The sequence below is a fragment of the Pontiella desulfatans genome, assembly GCF_900890425.1.
Classification (GTDB): domain Bacteria; phylum Verrucomicrobiota; class Kiritimatiellia; order Kiritimatiellales; family Pontiellaceae; genus Pontiella; species Pontiella desulfatans.
Genome location: NZ_CAAHFG010000001.1, coordinates 2280626 through 2304487, shown reverse-complemented (window position 1 = coordinate 2304487; position 23862 = coordinate 2280626). Strand labels below are relative to the sequence as shown.

At 54.7% G+C, this 23862-nt stretch carries 20 protein-coding genes and 1 pseudogene; 14 read left to right on the top strand and 7 right to left on the bottom strand.

Annotation, left to right across the window (positions count from 1 at the left end):
• Positions 1–25: 25 nt before the first annotated feature.
• The 9 genes from tnpA to E9954_RS08300 all read left to right on the top strand — a co-directional run bounded on the left by tnpA (position 26) and on the right by E9954_RS08300 (position 9794).
• Positions 26–355 carry an IS66 family insertion sequence element accessory protein TnpA gene (gene tnpA / locus E9954_RS08335; protein ID WP_136077477.1) on the top strand — a complete coding sequence of 110 codons (330 nt, stop codon included), beginning with the start codon at positions 26–28 and terminating at the stop codon, positions 353–355.
• On the top strand, positions 343–690 hold the full coding sequence (tnpB, locus tag E9954_RS08330; RefSeq protein WP_136077478.1) for an IS66 family insertion sequence element accessory protein TnpB: 348 nt from the start codon (positions 343–345) through the stop codon (positions 688–690). The genes tnpA and tnpB overlap by 13 nt, the downstream gene beginning before the upstream one ends.
• A 66-nt stretch (positions 691–756) precedes the next feature.
• The gene (gene tnpC / locus E9954_RS08325; protein WP_136078737.1) at positions 757–2493 is read left to right on the top strand and encodes an IS66 family transposase; all 1737 of its coding nucleotides are present in this window, start codon (positions 757–759) and stop codon (positions 2491–2493) included.
• Positions 2494–3448: 955 nt separating this feature from the next.
• Complete coding sequence (locus tag E9954_RS08320; protein WP_342793756.1) at positions 3449–4744, top strand: sulfatase-like hydrolase/transferase; 1296 nt, start codon at positions 3449–3451, stop codon at positions 4742–4744.
• Between the two features lie 17 nt (positions 4745–4761).
• Positions 4762–6699 carry a hypothetical protein gene (locus tag E9954_RS08315; RefSeq protein WP_136078735.1) on the top strand — a complete coding sequence of 646 codons (1938 nt, stop codon included), beginning with the start codon at positions 4762–4764 and terminating at the stop codon, positions 6697–6699.
• A gap of 210 nt (positions 6700–6909) precedes the next feature.
• Entirely contained in the window at positions 6910–8400 is a 1491-nt protein-coding gene (gene istA, locus E9954_RS08310; RefSeq protein WP_136078734.1) for an IS21 family transposase, read from the top strand.
• Entirely contained in the window at positions 8397–8567 is a 171-nt protein-coding gene (locus tag E9954_RS32370) for a hypothetical protein (RefSeq protein WP_168442088.1), read from the top strand. Before istA ends, E9954_RS32370 begins: the two co-directional genes overlap by 4 nt.
• Before the next feature lie 40 nt (positions 8568–8607).
• Positions 8608–8874: a transposase gene (locus E9954_RS08305; RefSeq protein WP_136078216.1), complete on the top strand. Its 267-nt coding sequence runs from the start codon at positions 8608–8610 to the stop codon at positions 8872–8874.
• Positions 8871–9794 (top strand): IS3 family transposase, encoded by a 924-nt coding sequence (locus tag E9954_RS08300; RefSeq protein WP_168442087.1) that lies wholly within the window; start codon positions 8871–8873, stop codon positions 9792–9794. Before E9954_RS08305 ends, E9954_RS08300 begins: the two co-directional genes overlap by 4 nt.
• A 158-nt stretch (positions 9795–9952) precedes the next feature.
• Here E9954_RS08300 and E9954_RS08295 read toward each other — a convergent pair whose 3' ends face one another.
• Both E9954_RS08295 and E9954_RS08290 read right to left on the bottom strand, forming a co-directional pair.
• Positions 9953–11002, bottom strand: coding sequence for a Fic family protein (locus E9954_RS08295; RefSeq protein ID WP_136078732.1), 1050 nt, complete (start codon positions 11000–11002; stop codon positions 9953–9955).
• A 142-nt stretch (positions 11003–11144) separates the two neighbouring features.
• Positions 11145–11426 carry a helix-turn-helix domain-containing protein gene (locus E9954_RS08290; RefSeq protein ID WP_168442086.1) on the bottom strand — a complete coding sequence of 94 codons (282 nt, stop codon included), beginning with the start codon at positions 11424–11426 and terminating at the stop codon, positions 11145–11147.
• Here E9954_RS08290 and E9954_RS32365 point away from each other — a divergent pair.
• Together E9954_RS32365 and E9954_RS33865 are read left to right on the top strand one after the other, a co-directional pair.
• Entirely contained in the window at positions 11411–11764 is a 354-nt protein-coding gene (locus tag E9954_RS32365; RefSeq protein WP_168442085.1) for a hypothetical protein, read from the top strand. The two genes, E9954_RS08290 and E9954_RS32365, sit on opposite strands and share 16 nt — an antisense overlap.
• A gap of 97 nt (positions 11765–11861) precedes the next feature.
• Positions 11862–12557 (top strand): annotated as a pseudogene (locus E9954_RS33865) (type IV toxin-antitoxin system AbiEi family antitoxin domain-containing protein); the annotation flags it as partial.
• A gap of 49 nt (positions 12558–12606) precedes the next feature.
• On the opposite strand, the gene E9954_RS08280 reads toward E9954_RS33865, so the two are convergent.
• Both E9954_RS08280 and E9954_RS08275 read right to left on the bottom strand, forming a co-directional pair.
• Entirely contained in the window at positions 12607–14220 is a 1614-nt protein-coding gene (locus E9954_RS08280) for a glycoside hydrolase family 2 TIM barrel-domain containing protein (protein ID WP_168442084.1), read from the bottom strand.
• Between the two features lie 214 nt (positions 14221–14434).
• On the bottom strand, positions 14435–14683 hold the full coding sequence (locus E9954_RS08275) for a hypothetical protein (protein WP_136078728.1): 249 nt from the start codon (positions 14681–14683) through the stop codon (positions 14435–14437).
• 519 nt (positions 14684–15202) lie between these two features.
• Between E9954_RS08275 and E9954_RS08270 the strand changes: the two genes are divergently transcribed.
• Together E9954_RS08270 and E9954_RS08265 are read left to right on the top strand one after the other, a co-directional pair.
• Entirely contained in the window at positions 15203–16567 is a 1365-nt protein-coding gene (locus E9954_RS08270) for an RNA-binding domain-containing protein (RefSeq protein ID WP_136078727.1), read from the top strand.
• A 30-nt stretch (positions 16568–16597) separates the two neighbouring features.
• Positions 16598–16945, top strand: coding sequence for a Fic family protein (locus E9954_RS08265; RefSeq protein ID WP_136078726.1), 348 nt, complete (start codon positions 16598–16600; stop codon positions 16943–16945).
• 245 nt (positions 16946–17190) lie between these two features.
• Here E9954_RS08265 and E9954_RS08260 read toward each other — a convergent pair whose 3' ends face one another.
• Entirely contained in the window at positions 17191–18228 is a 1038-nt protein-coding gene (locus E9954_RS08260) for a LacI family DNA-binding transcriptional regulator (protein ID WP_136078725.1), read from the bottom strand.
• A 77-nt stretch (positions 18229–18305) separates the two neighbouring features.
• Between E9954_RS08260 and E9954_RS08255 the strand changes: the two genes are divergently transcribed.
• Complete coding sequence (locus E9954_RS08255; protein ID WP_136078724.1) at positions 18306–18512, top strand: hypothetical protein; 207 nt, start codon at positions 18306–18308, stop codon at positions 18510–18512.
• 105 nt (positions 18513–18617) lie between these two features.
• On the opposite strand, the gene E9954_RS08250 is transcribed toward E9954_RS08255, so the two are convergent.
• Entirely contained in the window at positions 18618–19349 is a 732-nt protein-coding gene (locus E9954_RS08250) for a hypothetical protein (RefSeq protein ID WP_136078723.1), read from the bottom strand.
• 79 nt (positions 19350–19428) lie between these two features.
• A complete protein-coding gene (locus E9954_RS08245; RefSeq protein WP_136078722.1) occupies positions 19429–23823 on the bottom strand; it encodes a cadherin-like domain-containing protein in 4395 nt (1464 codons plus the stop codon).
• Positions 23824–23862: the final 39 nt, after the last annotated feature.

The window sequence follows — 23862 nt, the reverse complement described above, 5'->3', positions numbered from 1 at the left end:
GGGGAAGCCTGATAATTTGTCGGGCATGGATACGAATGAAAGCAATGGAATGGGGCGAGCCTCTTATACAGAGGAGGAACGCCGGGAGTTGATCGAAGAGTTCAATGGTGCCGGGCTAACTCAGGCGGCATTCTGCCGGGAATGGAATATTAATCCGAAAACGCTGGCTCGTTGGTTGCGCCTTGAACGACAGGAGCAGGAACCTGCTTTTTACGAGGTGGAGTTGCGGCCTGATGCCGCCGAGCCGGATGAGGTGCGGATCTGTCTGCCGAACCGGATTGAGGTGATGGTGCCGGTTGCATCGCCGAAAGAACTCGGTGCTGTTCTGCGGGAGGCGGCCGGATGTTTGGATTAAGCAACTCTATCCGGGTGTACCTGGCGGTGGAGCCGGTGGACCTGCGAAAAAGTTTTAACGGCCTTCATGGCGTTGTGCTGGATCGGTTGAATGAAGATCCGTGTTCAGGGGCGTTGTATGTGTTTACGAATCGTCGTCGGAACCGGATCAAGACGCTGTACTGGGACGGCACCGGTATGTGGGTGGCCATCAAGCGGCTGGAGAAAGGATGCTTTAGCTGGCCGAAGGGCGTTGCCGCGAACGAGAAGCTTGATCTCGCGCCCGAGGCGCTGGCGCTGCTGCTCGATGGAGTCGATCTGAAACAGGGATCGTTTAAGCCGTGGTATCAGCGCTGATTTTTTTTGCATTTTTCCTGCTCTTGATGCCGCCATTTTCCGGTCGGTTTTGGTATAATATACGGCATGGAATTCAACCGGGAAAATTTTGATAAGCTGCTTGCGCAAAACACCGATCAGCAGGTTGAAATACGCCTTCTGCATGAGAAGGTCCGTTATCTGATGAATAAGATATTCGGGCGCAGCAGTGAAAAACTGACCCCGGACCAGATGGAACTGGCGTTTGAAGAGCTTCGCGAGATGCAGGATGCTCTCGACGAAGCCGAAGAAAAACTCGAAGAGCTCGACGAAAAAAAGGAATCCCGGCGCGGTAAGCGCAAACCGCTTAAAGAGCGTATCCCTGAAGATCTCCCGACCGAGCGCGTCGTTATCGTTCCGGATGAAGTGCAGGCGGATCCGCAGAGCTATAAAAAGATTGGCGAGGAAACCGTTGAGGAACTCGACGTTACGCCGACTCAATACTTCCGCCGCATCATCGTCCGCGAAAAATATATCAAAGTAGATGACCGCAACGTCGCACCGCTCATTGCTCCTGCCCCGAAGCGGCTGATCCCGAACAGCTATGCTTCCGCCGGACTGATCCGGAGCATCATTCTGAACAAATACTGTGACCATCTTCCGCTTTACCGGCAGGAGATGACGCTGAAATACCGCCACGATATTGAAATCAGCCGCAAAACCATGGGCAACTGGATGTATCTGGTCGCCGATTGGCTGACTCTGATTTATGAAGCGCTCCGCAATGAAATCCGGCAAAGCGGATACATGCAGATCGATGAAACATTCATAAAATACCAGGACACGGAAAAGGACCATTGTCCCAATGGATACCTATGGGCCTATCACAGTCCCGGGGCCGGCGTGCTGTTTGAATGGTTCCCGAGCCGGGCCGCCGAATGCCTGGATCCGATGCTCACCGATTATGAAGGATATATTCAGACCGATGGGTATGCCGCCTATCCGGCGTGGCTGAACCGTCCGGAACATCAAAAAGAAAAAGAGACCATCATTCACGCCGCCTGCTGGGCGCATACCCGTCGGAACAAGGGGATCAAGATCACTAACGATCTGACGGATGCGGACTGGCTGGCCGAGCAGCTCCGGCTGGGTATCTTTCCGGAAAGCTACATCTATCCGAAGGAAACACGCCCCGTACGCGATGCATTGCGCAGAAGACAGCTGTTCGTGCGCCGTCGGACACAGGTGCTGCTGAGCTTCGGCGGCCTGCTCGAACGCTATGGCCTGGATGCACCGGGTGCGCGCAAGTTGGAACAGTGGACATTAAAAGATATTCAGGCCACCGGACTCGACGAATTCGTTCAGCTTCAGCTCGAAACCCTGCTTGAAGCCATCCGTGAGTCGGATCGCCTGGCGAAAAAGGTCGAGCAGCAGGTGCTGGCAGTCGCAAAACCGACAAAGCAATACCGACGGGCGCAGCAGGTTCCGGGAATCGGGGTTGCGCTGGGAATGCTTGTCGCCCTTGAGAGCGGGGATTTCAGCCGCTTCAAAAGCGCGGGCGACTACGCCTCCTACTGCCGGGCGGTAAAAAGTGAATGCAGTTCGAACGGAAAAAAGAAGGGGAAAAACAACGCGAAGAACGGCAACCGTTATCTCGCATGGGCATTCGTTGAGGCCGCAACCTATGCCGCGCGCTTCAACCCGCGCATCCACGCCTGGTACGAACGTAAAAAAAGAACGAGCGGCGTGCCTAAGGCGAAAAAAGCGCTGGCCTGCAAGTTGGCCAAGGCGATGTGGCATGTAATGAACGGAAAGGATTTTGATGAAAAGCTGATGTTTGGATAAACGGGATGCCGCCGGGAACCGGAAAGGGGTCTGGTAAAACCAGTGTTCTGATTGGAATCCGGCGGCGTCCCAACTCTATCGTTTGAAACGGGGTTGCCCCGTTGCCAGCCCCCAAGGGTCTGGAAACCCGGAGGACCCGCAGATGCGGGACCGAAGGCAAACCACTTTGACTGAATGGGCGGTGGACGGGTACAGAAGGTTTTCTGGTTCTGCAATAGCGGAATGGGGATGCGGCACAAAGCGCAGGTGGTTGCCTTCGCCGCCGGCATCCGAGATCCAGATGGGTGACTGAACAACCACGTGATGAATCACGCGGCAAACCACGCGACGAAGACCCTGATGGCAGCAAACGTTCAGCGATGGGGATTAACGCAGAACCGATCAACGAAAAGGGAAATAAGCAGGTCGTTGAGAAACGACCATGGAAGGGTATTTTGTGTTTGACCGGAACCTCTAATGGGTGACCCCTTTCTTGACCCCTTTCTGAGGGTAGATGCAAAAGAGCGCGAGCGGTTTTGGGGGCGCGCGGTGGTTGCCCGTTCGGCGGGGCAGGCGGGACGCCTGCGGTACGGTGCCGATTCCTGTCTTGTGCGGGAGCGGGGACATTCCTATCCCCGACGGGGGCACGAAAGCCCCCGCTCCGTTGGAAGCATCCATGAGGCCGGATTCGGGCAGAAACATTTTGAGGCAGAACGATTCGGTGCTCAGCCTTAGGGGCACAATGTGCCGGCTCACGGGGTGCGTACAACATGGTCACGCGAGAAGTCCCCGCTCCCAACGTTTCTTCACAAGGGGCGGAGTTCTCGCTATTTCAACGATTTGAACTTAGCCTGCATTGCTGTGCGGGTTTGTTTTTGAGATAAATTTCCATGATCGGTTTAAACCTCTGGGAAGCACACAGAGGGGTTGGAAAAGTTACCTAAGGAGAACTATGTACGCTTTTAAGATTAAAAGGATGCTCGTTGTAACGGGAGTTGCCATTGTTGCCATTGCATCCATTACGGCTTCGGCCAAGCAGCCCAACGTGGTCTTTATCCTGAGCGATGACCAGGGGTGGGATGATTATGGCTTTATGGGGCATGAGCATATCCAGACCCCGAATCTGGACAGGCTGGCGGAAGCCGGTCTGCTTTATGAGCGGGGATATGTCACGGCACCGCTCTGTCGTCCTTCGCTGGCCAGTCTCGCTACGGGTTTGTATCCGCATGAGACGGGGATTCGCGGTAATGATCCGGTGATGCCGAAGGGGACGAACCGGAAGGCGGATAAAAAACTGTTCGGGGAGCTACGAACAGAGATGACGGAACCTTTCGCGGAATGCACCACCTTTATCGAAGTCCTCCGGGATAATGGATACCTGACCCTGCAGACGGGGAAATGGTGGGAGGAAAATCCGCTGGATCATGGGTTCACCGATGCCATGACGCACGGCAATGCGCTCAAGGGCGGGCGACACGGCGATGTCGGGTTGCGGATCGGCCGGGCGACCATGAAGCCGTTCCACGACATCGTTGAAAAGTCCAAGGCTGAAGAGAAACCCTTCTTCCTGTGGTATGGGGTCTTCCTTCCGCACTCGCCGCATGACGCACCGGATCGCTTCTACAATAAATACAAGGACATCGCGCCCAACGAACCCACCGCGCGGTATTGGGCAAACGTTGATTGGTTCGATGAAGGGTGCGGCCAGATTGTGCAACACCTCAAGGAACAGGGACTCTATGAAGACACCATCTTTGTCTACACCTGCGACAATGGCTGGGTGCAGAATCCGGAACGGAAAGACAGCTCCATCCGTTCCAAGCGCGAGCCGAACGAAGCGGGGATTCGCACGCCGATATTTATCACCCACGCGGATACGGTAAAGCCCTTGCGCGATAAGGAAACGCTGGCCAGCAATATTGATATTGCCACAACCATTCTGCACGCGTGCGGCATTAAGCCGCCAGCGGAGATGTCCGGCCTCGACCTGCGCGTTCCGTCAGCCTTGAAAAAGCGCGACCGCATCTTTGTCGATGTCTATGAGCACGACATCAATCTCGATAAGCGCGGGGATATCGTCGATGGTTTGAAAGCCTGGGTCGTGGTGGATGGCTGGGACAAGCTGATTGCCAAACCCGAGGGCAAAGAACTCTATGATCTGAAAGCCGATCCGGATGACCGTAGCAACCTCGCCACAAAACATCCCGAAAAAGTTTCCAAGCTTTGGATGCTGATCGAAGAGTGGGTCAAGGAAACCCCGCAGCTGCATTGATTAAACTGAGGAGCATTATGGATCGAAAGAGTTTTATCTATAGCATGTCGTTGGGTTCCGCCGGTCTGGCTTTTGCGATGAGCGGGTGCAAGAGTGTTTCTGCGGTCGGAAGTGCGGATGATTTTGATGCGCTGACCTATAACCTGTTGAAGGATTGGTGCGACGGCATGATGGCAAACCAGATCAATGCTCCTTCCGATCCCAAGACACATGGCATGCTGACGTGCCCGGCCTGTGCGGAGCGAGGTGTGGTGCATGCCCGTTGCCATGATGCAGTTTATCCATTCATGCACATGGCGCATGCCACGGGCGAACAAAAATATCTCGATGCCGCGATCAATGTCATGGCCTGGTCGAAGAATGTGACGGGCGACGATGGGCGATGGACGAACGACCTTCCTCCAAAGTCATGGCACGGCACGACCATTTTCGGGGCGATCGCGCTGGCGGAAGCGATCCACTACCACGGCGTAATCCTGGATGAAGAAACACTCGCGGCATGGAAGGAACGGCTGGCTTTTGCGGCGGAGGGCTACCTTTGGAAGCAATTTACCCGGATCGATTTTACGAATGTGAACTATGGGCTGACGTCGGTTTACGGATTCTACCTGATCGGCCATGTGTTGCATGAGCAGAAGTATATCGACCGCAGCCATGAATTCGCCAAAGGCGTGAAGAACTATTTCACCGAACCCAATAAACTGCTTTTTGGTGAGGGGAAGCCGTATGACAACCGGAGCGGACGGAACCTGCTGCCAGTGGATTTGGGCTACAATGTGGAAGAGTCATTGAACGGCGCGATCCTTTATGCGCTGGAAGTCAACGATAACGAGCTGCTGGAGCTGCTGACCACATCCATGAACAGCCATCTTGAGTTCATGCTGCCGGACGGCGCGTGGGACAACAGCTGGGGAACCCGGCAGGCGAAGTGGAGCTATTGGGGCAGCCGGACGTCGGACGGTTGCCAGCCGGGGTTCAGCATGATGGCCGGGCGGAATCCGGCCTTCGGAACGGCGGCCTATAAAAATGCGGAGCTGTTGCGGCGTTGCACGGCGGACGGCCTGCTGCACGGTGGGCCGCACTATGTTTCGCACGGCATCAAACCCTGCATCCACCATACGTTTGCCCATGCGAAAGTCATGGCCTTTGTGCAGGACAACAAAGATAAGTTGGCGATGGTCAATACATCCACTCCGTTGCCGCGTGAGACCGCGGATGGGATTAAGGAATTTCCCGAACTGGCTGTGTGGCTGACGGCGCGGGGGCCATGGCGCGGGACGGTATCGGCCTATGACTCGCAATACAAAACGAAAGGCGAAGCGCATATCCAACAGGCGACGGGCGGTTCGCTGGCGGTGCTTTTCCATGAAAAGGTGGGCACGGTCATGGCGGCCAGCATGGCCGACTATGTCATGGTTGAGCCATTGAATATGCAGCCGCTGCCCGGAGAGGACTTTGCCTTCACGCCGCGCATTGAAACGGCGAAGGAGGGGACGTGGTTCACCAACCTCTACGATCTTAAAGCGGACGTGAAAACGGCCGACGATGGGAAACAGATTCGCTTCGATGTAAAAGCCAGTCTCAACGATCGGGCACATCAGCCGCTTAAGGGTGACGTTTCGGACTATAAACTGGGATATCGGTTTGATGCCGGGAGAGTAACGATTCATGCAGCAAGCGCAGACGGCTCCGTGAGCCAGAACGGGGCTTCGTTGGTGGTGCCGATCATGTCGGCGTCGGGAGAGAAGGTGACGCGGGTCTCCGACAAGCGCATTGAAATCCATAAGCCCGGAGGAACCGTGGTGGTGGAATCCACCGCGCCGATGAAGATTAAGCAAAGTGAGAAAGGCCGCATTTTCAACATGGTGCCCGGTATGGAGTGTGTGCCGATTATTATCGAGCTTCCTCGGAAAAAAGGGATGAAAGCGACCTGCTCGATTTCAGTTGTGGTGTAAGGAACGCTGATATGAAACGTCGGGATTGTTTCCGAACATCCAGTGCCGCTCTGGTAGCTGCAACTGTAAACGCCGGTTGAAAAGTGCACCGGGCGGCGGGGCGGTCTAAAAGTGTAACACTCCAACTAAAACTTCCGGATTTCCGGACGGATCGGGCAACGTGGTTGCCTAACCGTTTCGGAACCGGGAGGTAAAGGAGTGTACATAGACATGCAATGGTGGACCGACATCAGACGAAAGGTGCTTGTTGAAGGCGTCAGCAAGCGACAGGTTAAGGCCGAGTACAGGATTCACACCAAGACGCTGGAGAAGATTCTGGCGCACCCCAAGCCTCCGGGATACCGGATGGCCCAGCCGAGGCCGAAGCCCATGATCGGGCCGTTTCTCGGCCGGATCGACGAGATTCTCCGGCAGGACCGGGAGTTGCCAAAAAAGCAACGGCATACGGCCAAGCGGATTTTTGATCGCCTGAAAGAGGAAGGATACACCGGCGGGTATACGCAGGTGAAAGATGCCGTGCGCAACGCCCGGGTGCGTCTGAAGGATGTCTACATTCCGCTGGCTCATCGGCCCGGCGAGGCGCAGATGGATTTCGGCTATGCCCTGGCTAAAATAAACGGTCAGCTTCGGAAGGTCGCTTTTTTCGTGATGAGCCTGCCGTATTCGGATGCGGTTTATGTGCAGGCCTACGAAAAGATCTGCACGGAGGTTTTCTGGGATGGGCATGTGAGGGCCTTCACCTTTTTCGATGGCGTACCCTGCCGTATCAGCTACGACAACGAGCGGGTGATGGTGGCCAAGGTGATGAAGCGCCACCAACGCAAGCTCACCGACGGGTTCCTCCAGCTCCAGAGCCACTATCTGTTCAAGGAACACTTCTGCAACGTGGCCCGAGGTAACGAAAAGGGCGTGGTCGAATCGATGGTGCGCTATACTCGTTCCAACTTCATGGTTCCGGTGCCGGAGGTTCGTAGCTTTGATGAGCTCAACCGCATGCTTGAAGAGCGTTGCCGGGAGGAGCTTGGGCGTAAACTGCGGGGCAAGGACGGAACGAAGGGGCAGTTGCTGGCCGATGAGCGTGGCCGTTTTATTGATCTGCCGGTCGTGCCGTTCGAGTCCTGCCGGGTGCGAACCTGCACCGCCAGCTCCTTGTCGCTCGTGCGTTTCGACGGCAACGATTATTCGGTGCCCGTGCGCTACGCCCACTACGAAACGGTGGTCAAGGGCTATATCGACCGGATTGTGGTCTGCCGGGGCGATGAATGCATTGCCGAACATCCCCGGTTGTGGGGCAAGGCCGGCGTTCATTTCAACCCCGTGCACTATCTCGCACTGCTCGAACGCAAGCCCGGCGGGCTCGACCACGCCCGGCCATTGGAAGACTGGAAACTGCCATCCTGCTTTCGGGATCTGCGCAGCAGGCTGGAGGCCGATCTCGATGGCGAAGGAACCCGGGAGTACATCAAGGTGCTGCGTCTGCTCGAAAAGCATTCACCCAAGGAACTGGCCCGGGCCGTTGAGCAGGGGCTGCGTTGCGGGGCCTCCTCCCGAGACGCCATTGCCCAGTTCCTCATTCCCCGGCCGGAATGGCGATGCACCCGGTTCAGCCTCGACGGCCATGAGCATCTACGAGAGGTCCAGGTGGACTGCGTCGATGTGGCCGACTACAACCGTCTGCTCGGACAGGAGGTGGGCGCATGAGCACGAAGACCCCGTCGCATGTACTGCTCGAGCACTACCTTAAAACGCTGAAGCTGCCGAGTGTCCTGCGGGAGCACCGCAAGATGGCCTCGGTCTGCCAGGCCGAACGGGCCGATTACTCGACCTATTTGCTGCGTGGCAGTGTCCACGAAAACTGGCCCACGTAATGCGTTAGTCTGGGCGCCTCAACCCAAGGAGCCAGACAAGATGAAGGGCAAGAGAAGAAGCATAGAAGAGAAGGTCCGTATCCTGCGCAAAGCGGATGGGGAGCTGACCGTCCTGCAGGTGTGTGATGAGTATAACATCTCTGAGCAGACGTTTTACCGCTGGAAGAAGGAACTCGGGCTGCTGGAAGTGAAGCAGGCCAAGCGGCTCAAGGAGCTCGAAGCGGAGAACCGGCGACTGAAGAAGATTGTAGCCGATCAGGTGCTGGGCATGGAGATCCTGCAGGAGGCGATCGAAAAAAAGCTTTGAGTCCGGGGCATAAACGACAGGTGGCTCTGGGCTTTGTGACCCAGGGCCGCTGTTCCGGGCGTCAGGCCTGTCGCTATTTCAAGATCCACCGATCCACCTTCCGGTACCAAGCCAAGGAGCCGGATGCATGGACGAAGCACCTGCGGGCTGCCGTGAAACGCTATTCATTGAAGCATCGTCGCTGGGGCTATCCGAAGATTACCAAACTGCTGCAGGAGGACGGTTGGAAGGTGGGTAAGCGGATGGTTCAACGGATTCGACGTGAGCTGGACCTGCGGGTACCAAAGCGAAAGCCTAAACGGCGCAGGCAGGGCCTTTCTACAGGCCTGCCGACGAAGGCGGATCACCGGGGCCACGTATGGACCTGGGACTTTATTCATGACCGTACGGTCCGTGGCGGACGGCTTAAAATGCTGACCGTGGTGGATGAGCATACCCGGGAATGCCACCTGATCCATGTTGCCCGGCGCATCCAGGCCAAAGATGTCCTTAACCAGGTGTTCCGCCTAATCGAGCTGCATGGTGCTCCTGAGTATATCCGAAGCGACAACGGTTCGGAGTTCATCGAGCAGTCGTTGCAGCAGTGGCTGCGCTGTGCCGGCATCAGGACGCTCTACATTGATCCAGGCAGTCCATGGCAGAATGGATTCATTGAAAGCTTCCATAGCAGGCTGAGGGAAGAATGCCTTGAACGGGAACAGCTATGGACGCTGTCGGAAGCAAGGGTCGTCATCGAAGACTGGCGAATCGAATACAACCATGTTCGTCCGCACAGGAGCTTGAAACTTGAAACACCGAAAGGCTTTGCGATGGTCACCCAAGGCGTGCTCTGCGGTCGGCCTCCGGCCTCCCTCCGACCCCGCCTTGACAACGCCACTATACTGGATAGATATTTAACCTATAACCTGGTGCCGGGCTAACACAACGGGTGGACCAGTTTTGGGACCCAAGCCAATGCATTCTGCGCTCTTCTGCATCGCTATGCGTTTACAATGGTGTTTTTCACATAAGTTACACTTATTTGGCAAGCAAGTTTCGCGTTCGAAAAATTCAAGGAGATCTAATAAGAAATCTCTGGCTATTGGTTCTTCATCCATTTCGCACCGCGTCCTTTCCCGCGCGAACTGATAACTCCTTCGTCACGGAGTTGGCGCAGGACGAGACGAACCATGTCGCGGCTTATTCCTGGACAATCTGATTCTACATCGGAAATTGCGAATGGGCCGATTCTTCGTTCCACCGCCTGGCGGATGAGTTCGGTCTTGGTTCCTTTTCCTTTGGAAATGGTGCCTACTCGTTCTTCAAATTCGCCATAGGCGCGAAGGAGAGTTCCCCAAAAATAGTTGAGCCATGGATTCGGGTTGTGTCGGCCTGTATGCCAGTTCTGAGAACTGGCTTCCAGAGATTCGTAATACGTTTCCTTGGATTGTTCAAATATACGTTCAAGGCTGATGTAGCGTCCAACATCGTAGTTGAAGTGGTAGAGCAACAGCAGTGTAAGTAGCCGTGCGATGCGTCCATTACCGTCTGTGAATGGATGGATACATAGAAAGTCGAGTACGGTTAGAGGGATGAGGAGTAACGGTTCACTATGTGGCTCTCCGGTGCAGGCTTTGTAGTGATCGGCCAGAGATTCCATGGCTTGCGGTGTGGCAACAGCAGCGGTCGGTTTGAAGCGTACCCGGTGAACAGTCCCGTCCGGATTTCGTTCTACAATTTCATTGTCGTTCATTTTCCAGTGGCCACCTTCATCTGGTAGGTATCGGTAGAGCATGTTGTGAAGCTGTAGGCAGACATTGACAGAGCAATCCATGTAGATTGCGGATTCATGAATCAGGTTGAGTGCATCGCGGTAGCCGGCAATTTCCTGCTCGGACCTGTTTTGGGGCGTGGTGGATCGCAGCACAAGATCTTCGATTCGTTTGTGTGGAGCAGTGATTCCCTCGAGCCGGTTGGAACATTCGCTGGATTCTACCACCGCCGCTCTTTTCAGAACGTTTAACGCTTCTGGGGTCTGCTGTGTGAAGAGATCCTGCTTGCCTTTATATTCACCGATTTTACTTAATGTAGAGCCCTGTTTAGGGGAAAGCACAATGCGGTCTAGATAGTCTTTCGTGAGCGAATGCATGTGATTCTCCGTTTTTTGGAAGGGGGTAATATGGAGCTAGAATAGGGTAATGGCAAATAAATAATACCCCAATAAATGACGAGATTACCCTGTTTATGCGGATCCAGGATGCATTGAATGAGCCACCGTAATTAGAAGAAAATCATTGTCCCGTTACGGAAAGGGCCTCAACCTCATTAAGATCATAGCGGACTTTCCGGGCGGTGATGCGGATGGGGGTGAGCAGTCCGGCCTGAGCATAGCGTCGGACTGTAACAGGGTGGACTTGCAGTATTTCAGCGGCCTGTTTGATTGTTCCTGGGCGGGCTTTTCGGATCACAGAGGATGTTCTGAGTTCCTGAATTATCGTTTGGGCAGCTTCGGGAGGTATTGTTTCGTCGGCAGCAAGGACGTTTTTAATAAGTTCTAATGTTGTCGGTTTCATACCACAACCGGGAATTCGTGGATATTGCGGGGACATTGGGATTCGAGTCGCAGGTCGGCTCCGGGGTGACGAAGCAGGTGAGCGGATGGCTACGGACGAAGCTGGATCAATTGGGGTTCTCCGCATTCGATAAGATGATTCCCGATCAACAGGCAAAGCCGATTAAAAAACCGCTTCGGAAGGTGATGTGGAAATGCATATGCGGGCAGGAGGCCTGGGTTGAAAAAGGCGAGTGCCTGGATGCGGTATGCAAAATATGCCACTCCGCGTTTGAGCGGCCGCAAGAACTGATAGATTCGAAGGAAGAGATTGATCTCGCCGTCGCCACGGCGGCCTGATCATTTTTCTGCGTATATGCGAACTGTCAGTACGCAAAACTGAATTAAAATAAACCGTGAGCTTGATCCGGTTTGTTTAGTTGCGTATATACGAATTATGGATTCGCAAAGTAAAAGTAAAATAAACCAGATGCTTCAAAATCTGGTTCCGGGTACGGTGCTCACGCCAACATGGTTGGCCGGGCAGGGTGTGTCGAGGGATTTGGCCTTGCGGTATGTCACTTCCGGGTGGCTGGAGCGGGTCGGGCGCGGCGCCTATCAGCGCAAGGGGGATTCCGTCGATTGGCAGGGCGCGGTCCATACCCTCCAAACTCAGCTAGGGTTGACCGTCCACGTTGCCGGATTGAGTGCGTTGCAGCTAAAAGGCATGGGGCATTATCTATCGATGGGGAAGGAAGCTTCTGTTTTGCTGGTTAGCGATGGTGCCGAGCGGTTGCCGGCCTGGTTTTCCGGCAAGGAGTGGGGTGCCGAAATTGTGCACCGGTGTGTCCAGTTGTTTGATTCTTCAGAGAACCTTCCATTTACTGTGGTGGAGCACAAGGGTTTTAGCGTCAGGGTATCGCCGCCGGAGCGCGCGGCTTTCGAGATGATCTATTGTGTAGACGGCAATTCGGCATTCGACCATGCCCGTACCGTGTTCGGTGGACTGGGGGCATTGCGCCCGCAGGAGGTTCAGAAACTGCTGGAGGCCTGTCGGTCCGTGCGGGTCAAGCGGTTGTTTCTTTGGATGGCGAAGGACTGTGCGCATCCCTGGCTCAAGCATGTTGATCCGGATCGTGTGGATCTGGGGAGCGGAAAGCGCGTGGTGTACGACGGGGGCGAACTGGATCGCGAACTGCTGATCACCGTGCCGCGCAGGAAAGAGGACGCCGATGTTTGCTGTTGCCCATGGCATGCGTGTATTCGCACAGCACGAGGGGTTTGGATCCCTTGTAGTTTAGACCCCACTCCTGGTTGGCATACATGCGGGAGAAAAAGTCGGACGACGGGTTGTCGGGGCGTTTGTCGCCTTCGTAGTGGGTGGGGCGTTCCGGGTGGTTGGCCTTGATGTAGTCGCGACAGGCATCGAAATTGGGACCTCCACCGGCTTCGTTGCCGTAGCTCCAGATAATGATACTCGGGTGGTTTTTATCGCGCTCGGCCATGCGGCGCACGCGATCGACATGAGCGGCTGCCCAGGCCGGATCATTGGCCAGTTTGTTTTTGGGATTGTTGCCGAAGGCATGGGTTTCAATGTTGGCTTCGTCCAATACCCAGATTCCATACTGGTCGCACAGATCATACCAGGCCGGATCGTTGGGATAGTGGCAGGTACGCACGGCATTGATGTTGTTTTCCTTAAACATTCGGATATCGCGCAGCATGGCCTCGCGGTCGGGAACTTGTCCGAGGTCGGGGTGGGTTTCATGCCGGTTAACCCCTTTGAGCTTGAGCTTTACGCCGTTGACATAAAAGACGTTGCCCTTGATTTCCGAGGTGCGGAAGCCGACGCGCTGCGGGATGACCTCGACGGTTTTTCCGTCCTTTTCAAGGGAGAGCAGGGCGGTGTAGAGGTTGGGCTGTTCCGCGCTCCACGCCAGAGGGGTCGGAATATCCAGCACCAGTGGATCCCCGTTATTCACGACCCCCTTGGCAACGGATTTTCTGTTTTTGTCGAGCAGGACAAACTGCGCCTGTTCGGCTCCGACAATATCGGCGCTCACGGTCAGCTTACCGTCCCGATAATTGTTGACGAGCGCGGCATCGATCTTGAAATCGCGCACATGGGCATCGGCAACCGACCAGAGATAGACATCGCGGAAGATGCCGCTCAGACGCCAGAAATCCTGATCCTCCAAATAGGAGCCGTCGCACCAGCGGTAGACCTGCACCGCCAACTGGTTTCGACCGGGCTTGAGGTATTCGGTGATATCGAATTCAGCGGGGGTGCGGCTGCCTTCGCTGTAGCCGACCTTCTGTCCGTTGATCCAGAGATAAAAGCAGGAGTTGACGCCGTCGAAGTGGATCAGCGTTTTGCGACCCTGCCAGGCCGCGGGCAGTTCAAAGGTTGTCCGGTAGCTACCGACCGGGTTGATGGCCGGATCAATGACCGGAGGGTTCTTTTCGAATGGATAACGTACGTTGGAATAAATCGGAATGCCGTAGCCATGGAGCTGCCAGTTGGAGGGAACCGGAATCGTGCCCCAGTCTGAATCGTTATATTTCAGGCGCTGAAATCCCCGGGGGCGGTCATTGAAACTGGCGCTCCACTTAAATTTCCAGGCCCCGTTCAAGAGCTTAAACCAGGGTGATTGCGTTCGATCAAAACTCAGGGCCGATGCGGCATCGGGATAGGTCATCATCGTCGCGTGCGGCGCCTCGGTGTTTTCCTGAATGATGTCGAGGTTTTGCCAACCCGCCATGACCGTGGAACAAAGCAAGGGTATCAACGCTAAAGGGAATTTGGTATTTCGCATGGTTTTCTCTCCGGGATGTATACAAAAGCATGCCTTACAGGGCATCGAATCATGACTGAGGCGTTTCCGGAGCCCTTTCCTCTACAGGCATAGTGGATTAATCTGGAGCCTATGTTGGACAGGGGAGCCGCTCCGTCAGCAGGTAAGCGGATAAACACAAAAAGGGCTGACGGATACTCCGCCAGCCCTTCGGAATCTTAAGCTTAAATCTGCTTTATTCAGATTCAATCCGGAAAAAACCGTTCGTATCGCCGGATTCGATATAGATGGCCGAATTGGTCCCCTCTGTCGTGCTGTAGGTCAAGTTCGAGACCGCGAAAGTTCCGTCGGGACTGTCCGCGTGGGGAACCGGATCCCAACTTCCCGAAGTCAGATCAGGTTTGCCCGTCGGGCGATACAGCGCAGGGTTGGCACTCCCACCCAGGTTTACCAGCATCTTCAGGGTGTTGGAATTGCCATCCACTTTAAACAGCTTTTAAACCATAAAACACGTTGCATGTTGTTTCTTTATCAACCTTATACTGAGGATGATACACGTATTTGCCGGGGTGTCAAGCGGCGTTGCAGCTATCTTAAAAACAGTGTGTTTTGGTGAGCAAAACCCGAAGTTTCCCCCGAAGTTTTTTAGCACCACGGTCCGCCGGGTTCCCAATTTGATTCGAAGGCGTTGTTTCCAATTTGAGCTTCAACCATGGGTCGGAAAAAAGTCTGCAAGCGAAGGAAAATAAGCGGAGACCCGTGGGGGATTAATGTCCCGGCTCGGTCTGTGGATCAACTGTATCTGCAATCCCAACCTTATCCCTCATTTTTTAGATAGTTTCGCCTTCGGCTTCCAACCCGTGAGAAAAACGGCTAAATATTTTCCTATGTCTGGAACGTGCGGATCGTTGTGTCCATTCGCAGTCAAAAAAAGGCCTTGGTTTCCATCCGCTGTTGCTCTTGAAGCTGCGGCAGGACAAGATCATTGGAAAAGGAGAATGGAATGAGCCGATTCGGAATTGAAGACAGCACGACGGAATTTAAGGTTGAGCTGGCCGACACCCTTGAAAAAGAGGTGGTCGCTTTTCTGAATTCTGCAAAAGGGGGCGACATTTATATCGGCGTGGACGATTCCGGGCATGCGGTTGGGGTGGATCAGACCGATGAACTGCAACTCAAAATTAAGGATCGGCTGAAAAATAATATTTTGCCCTCCTGTTTGGGCCTTTTTGATGTGATCCGTGAAGAGCATGACGGGAAGGTGATCATCAAAATCATCACAGCGGGCGGGGCAGAAAAGCCGTATTACCTGAAAAAATATGGAATGTCAGAAAAGGGCTGCTTTCTTCGTGTCGGCAGTGCCTCCGAGCCGATGCCGGTCAATATGATCGAACAGCTGTTTGCCCGCCGCACCCATAACTCGCTAAGCCTTATTCGTTCTCCGCGACAGGATCTCCGCTTCGAGCAGTTGCGAATTTTTTATGAAGAGTCCGGGTTCGAGCTGGGCGATAAGTTTTCCGCTAATCTGGAGCTGCTTACAGAGGATGGGGTCTTCAACTTAGCGGCCTACCTGCTCGCCGACGAAAACGGAAATTCTGTGCAGGTCGCCAAATATGCCGGAACGGATCGGGTCGACCTGCTGGAAAGCAAGGAATACGGCTATTGCTGCCTGGTTAAAACCTGCAAGCAGGTGCTCGATCGTCTGGAAGGAATCGAAAACCGGATCATCAACAAAATTACGCCAACCACGCGGATCAGCCGCCCGCTGTGGAATCCGGTTGCCCTGCGCGAGGCCGTCATTAACGCGATCATTCACAATGACTACGCCAGCGATTTGGTGCCCAAATTTGAGGTGTTTTCTGACCGAATCGAAATCACCTCCGCCGGGATCGTGCATGCAGGGCGGGAACAAGAAGATTTTTTTGCAGGCTACTCCATGCCGCGCAACAAAACCCTGATGCGTATATTTAAAGATCTGGAGCTGGTGGAATATCTCGGCTCCGGTATGCCCCGTATCCTGAAAGTTTATCCCCGCCAAGCCTATTGCTTTTCGTCCCGTTTTATCCGGACGGTCTTTCCGATGGATCCGGCTGCACTGGAACTCGAACTCTCCGGAGAAACGCCGGAGAAAGGTTCGGAGAAAAGTTCGGAGAAAAGTTCGGAGAAAAGTTCGGAGAAAAGTTCGGAGAAAAGTTCGGAGAAAATTTTGCGATTGTTGGAGGAGAGTAGTCAATTAACCATTGCAGAAATGGCGGCCGAATTGGGCATTACGCCCAGAGCCATAGAGAAAAACATCAAAAAACTACAGGATGCTGGACAACTCAAGCGGATTGGTCCGGACAAAGGCGGCCACTGGGAAGTGCAGTGATAACCGCCGACGGTGCAACTCGATTCAGTTATGCACCGTATCCTCAGCGTCTATTCCAGTGATATTTTCCATATCAGCGACAACTTTTTCGAAATCTGTTTTGAGCGCGAAGATTTTTCGGAGGAGACCCCCCAAGTCACCCATGCTGTAAAGAAATTGATTGCGATATGTTCCGGTGAGATGGATCGGGCAGAATTACAGGAGAAAGTCGGCCTGAGTGATCGAAAGAGTTTTACCAAAAACTATTTAAATCCGGCGATCGAACAAGGACTGATTGAAATGACCATCCCTGAAAAACCCAAAAGCCGTCTGCAGAAATACCGGCTGACCGGAGCAGGGAAGTACTTCCTGGAAGCCATGCAGGGTCAAAAGAACTGATCGAAAAAAAACAATTTTTATATACTGCAAGATAGTGCTCCGGCAGTGGATTGGCTCTAAGCAGAAGCTTCTCCCCCCGCTGGGAGGCATGATTCGGAAACCCTAAATCATCATTTTATAGGACCGACCCCTTTTGATCATCCAGCCAGGCAAACTCTTTTTGAATTTCACCATTTGATCGGCCCGCGCCTCGGTTTCGCCGCTGTAGTTCCGCTGTTGCTCCCGCGTGGAATAATAGGGCGCATTCAGTTGATGCAGGGCTTCCTGTCCGGCATCTGCGTCGATCCGCCGATGATCAGGTGCGACTTGAATTCAGCGGTTTGGATCTCGCGCGCCGGATCATTCATTCTGGCCTGCAGGAAATCCCAGGCCGCCTGACACATCTCTTGGTAGGGATAAAGGGCGGTGGTCAGTCGCGGGGTGACAAAGTCGCATTCCGACATGCCATCAAATCCGGTTACGGCGACATCCTGCGGAACCTTGTAGCCGGCGTCCTGAACCGCGCGCTGTACGCCGATCGCCAGTTCGTCATCGTAGCAGGAAAAGGCTTGGGGCGGCTTATTGTTGGCCAGGTGGTTGAGGGTGGTTTCGTAGGCCGAGTTGCGCGTTCGTTTCGGGGTAACCAGTTCGACCGGTTCCCGGCCGTTTTTCTTCATGTGGCTTTTGTACAGCGCGTAGCGGTCGTTGATATAGTAGAGCGATTTCCGGTCCGAGACATAGGTGATATCCTGTCGCTTGCTTTCGAGCAGGTGTTGAAGCGCTGCGCTAATGGCTGGCTTGTTGTCCGAGTAGACCGAGTCGATATCGTCCATTTTTTCCCCGATATAGACGATGGGGTGATCGTTGCCGGGCAGTTTGCTTTTCAGGAACGCGGCCAGGTTTTTGCTGTAGCAGAGGATGTAGGCATCGCAGGGCCAGGAAATCAGCCGGTCCATGAATTCTTCCGCGTTTTCATCTTCGTTGTAGTTCGCGGAAACGATCGGTGTCAGGCGGGCTTGGGATACCAGCTGCTGTAGGTTGTCGATATAGCGTGCGAAGAAGGGATCGTTTGTGTAGGGCACAACGATGTTGACCATGCCGGTCTTTCCGGTGGAAAGCGCCTGAGCGATGCGGTTGGTCTTGTAGCCCATCTGCTTGGCGGTATCTTTTACTTTTTGCCGTGTTGGTTCTGAAATGGAAATGTCATACCGGTCGTTTAGTGAAAAAACCGCGGTTGCCTTTGATACCCCTGCGGCTTCCGCCACATCGATGATTCGGATTTTTTTCTGTGTTTTTGTGGGCATGCATGTCCTGGTTGTATCGGGTTAGTGTTCGTGAGTAGCGCACATTAGGGTAAGGGGCGTTTGTTTGGCAAGTGAGGATGTGTAGGAAAGGGGACGCCGGGGCGCTGGCTGTGGAGTCTGTGGATATCGAGGGCGGTGCAAATGGCTCAGTCGTCCACCGCGCCTCGAAGCCGAAAGAACAGGGCGGGTTCATTCGGATCGCCCTGCACCTCCACCTGATCGGTGATCGGGTCGTAGGATACGTTGGAGATGGCGGGATGCTCATGCCGGTGAGAGGACGATAAGGCCGTGCGGTTCACCGCAAAACACGACGATCCAAAACAGATGACAGGCGTGATTTTTCTTGGCTGTTTTTGGGGAAATGACGCACTGATTTTCTTTTTGAATGCTCACTTTGCCGTCTGTTCTGATGCGTGTTGCTGGAGGGTTTCTAGTAGTCGGTCGCGGTCTTCCAGAGTCTGGAAGCATTCCTGCGGGAGGCTTTGAATCTGAACTTCCATCAGGTAGCGCCCGCTAACGATATACTGCACATGCCCGCTTCCATCGTCTTCGCTGTATTCAAGGTTGGAAATAATATCAGCGCCATCCATCGCAAGTCGCAGGGTTCCGTTCGTTGCCTCCTCCCGCAGGTCAAAATCAAATCCAAGCGCTTTAAAGTGCTCCTCCCTGGCGTCAGAGCCGAGGTCGGACACCTCTACCTCAACCAGACTGCCATTGGGCCAGGCATAGCGGCTGCGCACCCGGTCAACCCAGTGTCCGGCAATCTGGATGCGCTCCCGGCGCATATCGCCCGATTCCAACATCCAATCGGGAAGCAGATGCAAGATCGGCTCCGTCGCCGCCTCGGCCGAAACCTCCGGACCTTCAAGCTCATCCGCCTGTTCCGGTTGCGCCTCTTCCTCTGCAGGCGAACGCGCATCCACGGACGGCGGTAACGGCTCCATTTCCTCCACGGGTTCGGGCACCGCCTCCGGCCGAATGGACTTCAGTTCGGTGCGTTTAGCAATTGCCGGAGGTGTTTCCGCCGTCGCCCCTGCATGATCACGATTTGGCCGAAACAGCCAGGCGATTGCCGCCAGCACGGCAATGGACATCAGGATCTGGTTTTTTCTCGCTGGCATGGATGCGCCTCCTGCTAAAAGAACAAGGCATGGCCGCATTATCGCGGCCATGCCCGGCTGATATCAAGCGTTAGCCTGATTATTCATTGAGACCCGAAAGGTCGATACCCTGGACCCAGGCGGGGAAGTCCTGACCGGAAAGTCCGCGCCCTACGGTGATGGTGGAGTCGGCGGTGTAGCGCGCCCAGAAGCGCGAGCGCGGATGCCAGTCGCCTGTTGCGTTACATCCATTATAGATCCAGCCAAAGCGAGCTCCGGAAGTGGTTGTATCAACAACAATCGGAAGATCGCTGGCGGCGTAGTCACCATCAACTTTAAACACATGATCCACCAACAAGCTTTCGTGCGTCATAGTGTACACATCGAAATTATACGCATCGGTATATTCCGAGCCTACGGCAACGGTGGTCTCCGATGCATTCTGACTGACACCGTCACCCAGCGTCACCAAACAGGCCTCGGCACAGTCACCAATACCGGCATCAGCCCGCGTACCCGTACCCCATACCCACGTGTTGTCGCGTGCTACGCTTGTAATCGCTCCGGTCGTATACTCGCCCGTCGCATCGGCTCCGTCGCCGCCATTGGCGCCGGAGACGTTCACGTGCTGCACAGTCCACTCGCTACCCCATTCCACCACGAAGGTCGTCATGATCGCGTTCTTGATCGTCTCCCCGCCTGCGTCGCGCGACCAGTTGATCGTGCCCGTACTACTCGGATAGAGACGTGTATAGACGCTTACTCCCTTGTTGCGACCACCATCCTCCGTGAATGCCGCGCCGCCGCCACGATAGCCGCCAAAGAGCACCACGCGGCTCAGGTCGGTCCAGGAAGCTGATGTGTCGGTGCCCGAAACCGCGGTCAGCGGTGTTGCAACAACGTCGACCAGTTTGAAGCCGGCGGCATCGGCGGAGTTATCGCACTCAACCACCGTCACAACCCCTTCCCAGTCGAAGTCCGCCGTCCAGCGGCCAATCGTGATCTGATCGGTTGCACCGGAGTTAGACAGATCGCCCTTACCGCCCGGAACCGCCGTCACACGTGCATAGTCGTTGTCCGGATTGCTGAGGGCATTCCCGACTCTCGATCCACGGATCAGAATGTAGTAGTCATCCGCCAGATCATGGTCGAGCGTCAGCGTTGCACTCGTTCCGCTGAAGTCGTTGGTTGTCAGATAGTATTCCGTTACAGCAATGCGAGGAGAAGGGTCTACCGTTACCGTAATTTCCAGTGTTGCTGTATCCGTTGCGAAGCCATCGGACACCTCTACCGTCCAGCTGTTGGTTCCGATATCGCTCACTTGCGGAGAACCAGACAACGCACCATTCGCAGCAATACTCAGCCAGATAGGACCCGTTAACTTTTGATAGCTGAGACTATCATCTTCCACATCAACCGCTGAACCGGCAATAGATGCATTATACGTTGCCCCCTCCTGTGCTGATGCAGTTATGATTGGGCTCGCTGTAAAGACTGGCGCGTCGTTCACCGACACTACGGTCAGACTCACCGTTCCGGTTGCCATTCCACCATTGCCGTCGCTGATCACATAGTCGAAACTGTTTGTTCCGTAATAGTTGGCAGGCGGCGTGTAGATGACTGTTTCATTCGTGGTGACAACGACTGCGCCATTCGCCGGCTGGGTGACCGAGTCAATCACCAGCGTATCAAACGGGTCGGGATCGTAATCGTTGTTCAGCACATCTATTTCAATGGCAGAATCTTCGTTGATGTTTTCAGTCTCTTCGATCGCCGTTGGTGCAACATTGAAGTCGGTGAGCGTCAGGATCACACTGCCCGATGTGGCGGTACTCACCTGATAGGTCATCGTTTCATCGGCAACCGTGCCGACCACAAGACCATTGTCGGTCAGTGTGCCGGTGTAGGTCGCTATGGTATAGCTACCTTCAGGATAATAAGAACTTTCGACGTCGACCACATTCAAAGTACCGTCCAGCACTAGGTCACCATTTACTGCCAGTTGCGTGCTGTTCGTGCCCTGGAGGGTAGAAACCATGACGGTGTCGGTCGTCATGCTCGTGTCGTCGTTAACCGTCAATGTTCCCGCTCCACCACTTCCGGGCTCGATCTCAGCGTTGTCCAGCGTCAGACTACCGTTAATCGTGCCGTTGCCCGACAGGGCTGCCGATGATCCATTGACATCGACGCTTCCGCTACCGGTCGCGGACCCGGATTCGTTGGCAACGACGAGCCTTCCTGCCGATACCGTTGTGCCGGCGCTGTAAGTGTTGTTCGTTCCGTAAAGCGTAAGCGTGCCCGTGCCCGTCTTAACCAGGGCCAGCCCACCGCTGGCTCCATTCCGGATTCTGCCGTGAAAATCGTTATCTTCGTTGTTTTGCACGGTCAGAACAGCACTTGCAGTGCTGTTGTTTTCGATCACGCCCGGTTTTGCGGGGTCAAGACTTTGGATGCCGCCCACTGTTTCGGTTTTGCCGTTGATGCGCAAGATGGCGTCTGTACCGTCGAACGAGATCTCCGAAGTATTCTTAATCTGATTATTTGATCTAAGTACCACGATGTCCGTGCCGGTACCGTCGCCAATGGTCATGTCGCCGACAATGGCATCAGTGCCATCGTTTTTGCCGAGCCCCAGGGTCCCCGCCTTGACCGTGGTGGTGCCGACGTAGCTGTTAGCGCAGCTTGCGGGACTCGCCCCCGTCCAGCTTTCGAGTGACAGTTCGTTGGGGCCTTCCTTGATCAGTCCGCCATCGCCTTGGATGTTGACTTTGACAGTGATGTCGCCGGCGGCGGCGTCAAAGGTATGGTTGCCGCTGCTTAGCACGAGGTTTAGCCGATTCCCGTTAACGGAATTTCGCCGGAAAATTTGATTCTTGGTCGTATCGTTCACGACGTTTCCTTTTAGGGTGAGATTCCGCGTGGATCCGGCATTGTCGCTTGAGATATAGTATCTAAAGTCTGTGTCATTTTGGTTAAATTCTATGTCGAAGATCGTTGTGTCGTCGTCGACATAGACGGAATCATTCGGGTCGGTTCTCCCGTCAAAGATCGCCGTGTCGGTGCTGATAGGCAGGATGTTTTGGGTCCAATTGACCTTTTTACTCCAGAAGTTGTCACCTGCGCCTCTATCCCACGTGCGCTCTTCGGAACCGGCCGGGCGCACCACGATGGTCTTTTTCTTGGTGGCGGTCATCCCTTTCATATCGCTCACTGTTACCTCGACATCGTAGTAGCCGTCGTTGCTAAAGGTGACGGTGAGGTTGGTGGCGGAGGTGTTGTGGGGCCTGCTTCTGTTGCTGGTTTCCCACATGCATACCACTTCGTCACTGTCCGGGTCATTGCCGGTGACGGTGATGGTCAGCGGAGTGCCGGTGGTCCATGTGTCCGGTGCGTCCCACGTGGGGGCGGGCGCCTGGTTGTTGCTGAAGGCACCGCGGTTGACCTGAACATCCATGTATTTATTCGGATCGGTTCCGCCATTGCCTAAGTTGGTGATGTGGATTTCGCTCGGTGGATCCGACCACGTTTCCCCCGGCTGGAGCGCGTGGTTGCTTGTGCCGTACGGCCCATATCCCGACCAGGGGTGCGCATCGATCAGAGCGGAAGTGCTGGCTCCGCCGGGCTGCCAGTAAATCACCAGGCCCTGGTTCAGGTGGTTGTTGTTTTCGAGCAACGTGGAACGATAACCACACCATACCGAACCATCCTTGCCGCCGCCGCGTCCTACTTCAATGGCCCGCTTATCGTTGGCGGAGTCGGTATACTGCTGGTCGAAAGTGTAAATGCGATAGGTGTAGCTCCCGTTGCTATCAACCTTGTAGCGTCCGGTAATCCAATCCCTCTGCCACTTCTCGTACGGTTCCGGATCGACGCCGCTCGGGGTAATCGAGCTGCTTCCGCACATAAAGTGAAAGGGATCCGTCTCTGTGAAACTCCCATGTGCGAGCGGGCCCGGGTCACCACTGGACTGAAGCCAGACGGACTGGTGTTTGAAGGCAAAGTTATGCCCCATCTCGTGCAGGGTCGAACCGCCGTTGCTACTGGAAACGAACTGATGGCCGCCCACCGTGGCGTGAGACCCAAACGATCCCCCTCCCGGGTAGAAGCCGATGATTTCATAGTCGCCGAGCTTGTAGCCGGCGTTCGTCAGCTTCGTTTCCGCCGCGTTCTTCATTTCATCGTTGTCGTAGGTTGACCGGTTGTTGTTCAGCGTAACCGTCGCAACTTCGGGGTTGAGGGTCAGCTTGTCATAAGAGAACCGCGCGAATTTGTCCTTGGCGCCTTGGAGCAGGCTGTTGATGCTTGATTCGCTGGGTGCATCCGAGGCGTCCGCAAACAATACGCGTACGCCAAGCACCTTGTGGGTGCCCGTGAATTCGGCGGCATAAGCCGAGCCGAACCGAAAGAGCAGCAAGACCGATATTAAGCCTGTTTTCAGTTGGTGGCTGAACCGTCGACAATTTGCCCGCGTTATATCCAGTGATGCCCTCTTCATAATACTATCTCCTTTATTCCAGTTGTTCTTATTATTAGC

Excerpts from the sequence above, each read along its gene's own strand:
- tnpA (WP_136077477.1), top strand. The coding sequence starts at position 26 with ATGGATACGAATGAAAGCAATGGAATGGGGCGAGCCTCTTATACAGAG.
- tnpB (WP_136077478.1), top strand. The coding sequence starts at position 343 with ATGTTTGGATTAAGCAACTCTATCCGGGTGTACCTGGCGGTGGAGCCG.
- tnpC (WP_136078737.1), top strand. The coding sequence starts at position 757 with ATGGAATTCAACCGGGAAAATTTTGATAAGCTGCTTGCGCAAAACACC.
- E9954_RS08320 (WP_342793756.1), top strand. The coding sequence starts at position 3,449 with ATGCTCGTTGTAACGGGAGTTGCCATTGTTGCCATTGCATCCATTACG.
- E9954_RS08315 (WP_136078735.1), top strand. The coding sequence starts at position 4,762 with ATGGATCGAAAGAGTTTTATCTATAGCATGTCGTTGGGTTCCGCCGGT.
- istA (WP_136078734.1), top strand. The coding sequence starts at position 6,910 with ATGCAATGGTGGACCGACATCAGACGAAAGGTGCTTGTTGAAGGCGTC.
- E9954_RS32370 (WP_168442088.1), top strand. The coding sequence starts at position 8,397 with ATGAGCACGAAGACCCCGTCGCATGTACTGCTCGAGCACTACCTTAAA.
- E9954_RS08305 (WP_136078216.1), top strand. The coding sequence starts at position 8,608 with ATGAAGGGCAAGAGAAGAAGCATAGAAGAGAAGGTCCGTATCCTGCGC.
- E9954_RS08295 (WP_136078732.1), bottom strand. The coding sequence starts at position 11,002 with ATGCATTCGCTCACGAAAGACTATCTAGACCGCATTGTGCTTTCCCCT.
- E9954_RS32365 (WP_168442085.1), top strand. The coding sequence starts at position 11,411 with ATGTTGTCGGTTTCATACCACAACCGGGAATTCGTGGATATTGCGGGG.
- E9954_RS08290 (WP_168442086.1), bottom strand. The coding sequence starts at position 11,426 with ATGAAACCGACAACATTAGAACTTATTAAAAACGTCCTTGCTGCCGAC.
- E9954_RS08280 (WP_168442084.1), bottom strand. The coding sequence starts at position 14,220 with ATGCGAAATACCAAATTCCCTTTAGCGTTGATACCCTTGCTTTGTTCC.
- E9954_RS08270 (WP_136078727.1), top strand. The coding sequence starts at position 15,203 with ATGAGCCGATTCGGAATTGAAGACAGCACGACGGAATTTAAGGTTGAG.
- E9954_RS08265 (WP_136078726.1), top strand. The coding sequence starts at position 16,598 with ATGCACCGTATCCTCAGCGTCTATTCCAGTGATATTTTCCATATCAGC.
- E9954_RS08260 (WP_136078725.1), bottom strand. The coding sequence starts at position 18,228 with ATGCCCACAAAAACACAGAAAAAAATCCGAATCATCGATGTGGCGGAA.
- E9954_RS08255 (WP_136078724.1), top strand. The coding sequence starts at position 18,306 with ATGTGTAGGAAAGGGGACGCCGGGGCGCTGGCTGTGGAGTCTGTGGAT.
- E9954_RS08250 (WP_136078723.1), bottom strand. The coding sequence starts at position 19,349 with ATGCCAGCGAGAAAAAACCAGATCCTGATGTCCATTGCCGTGCTGGCG.
- E9954_RS08245 (WP_136078722.1), bottom strand. The coding sequence starts at position 23,823 with ATGAAGAGGGCATCACTGGATATAACGCGGGCAAATTGTCGACGGTTC.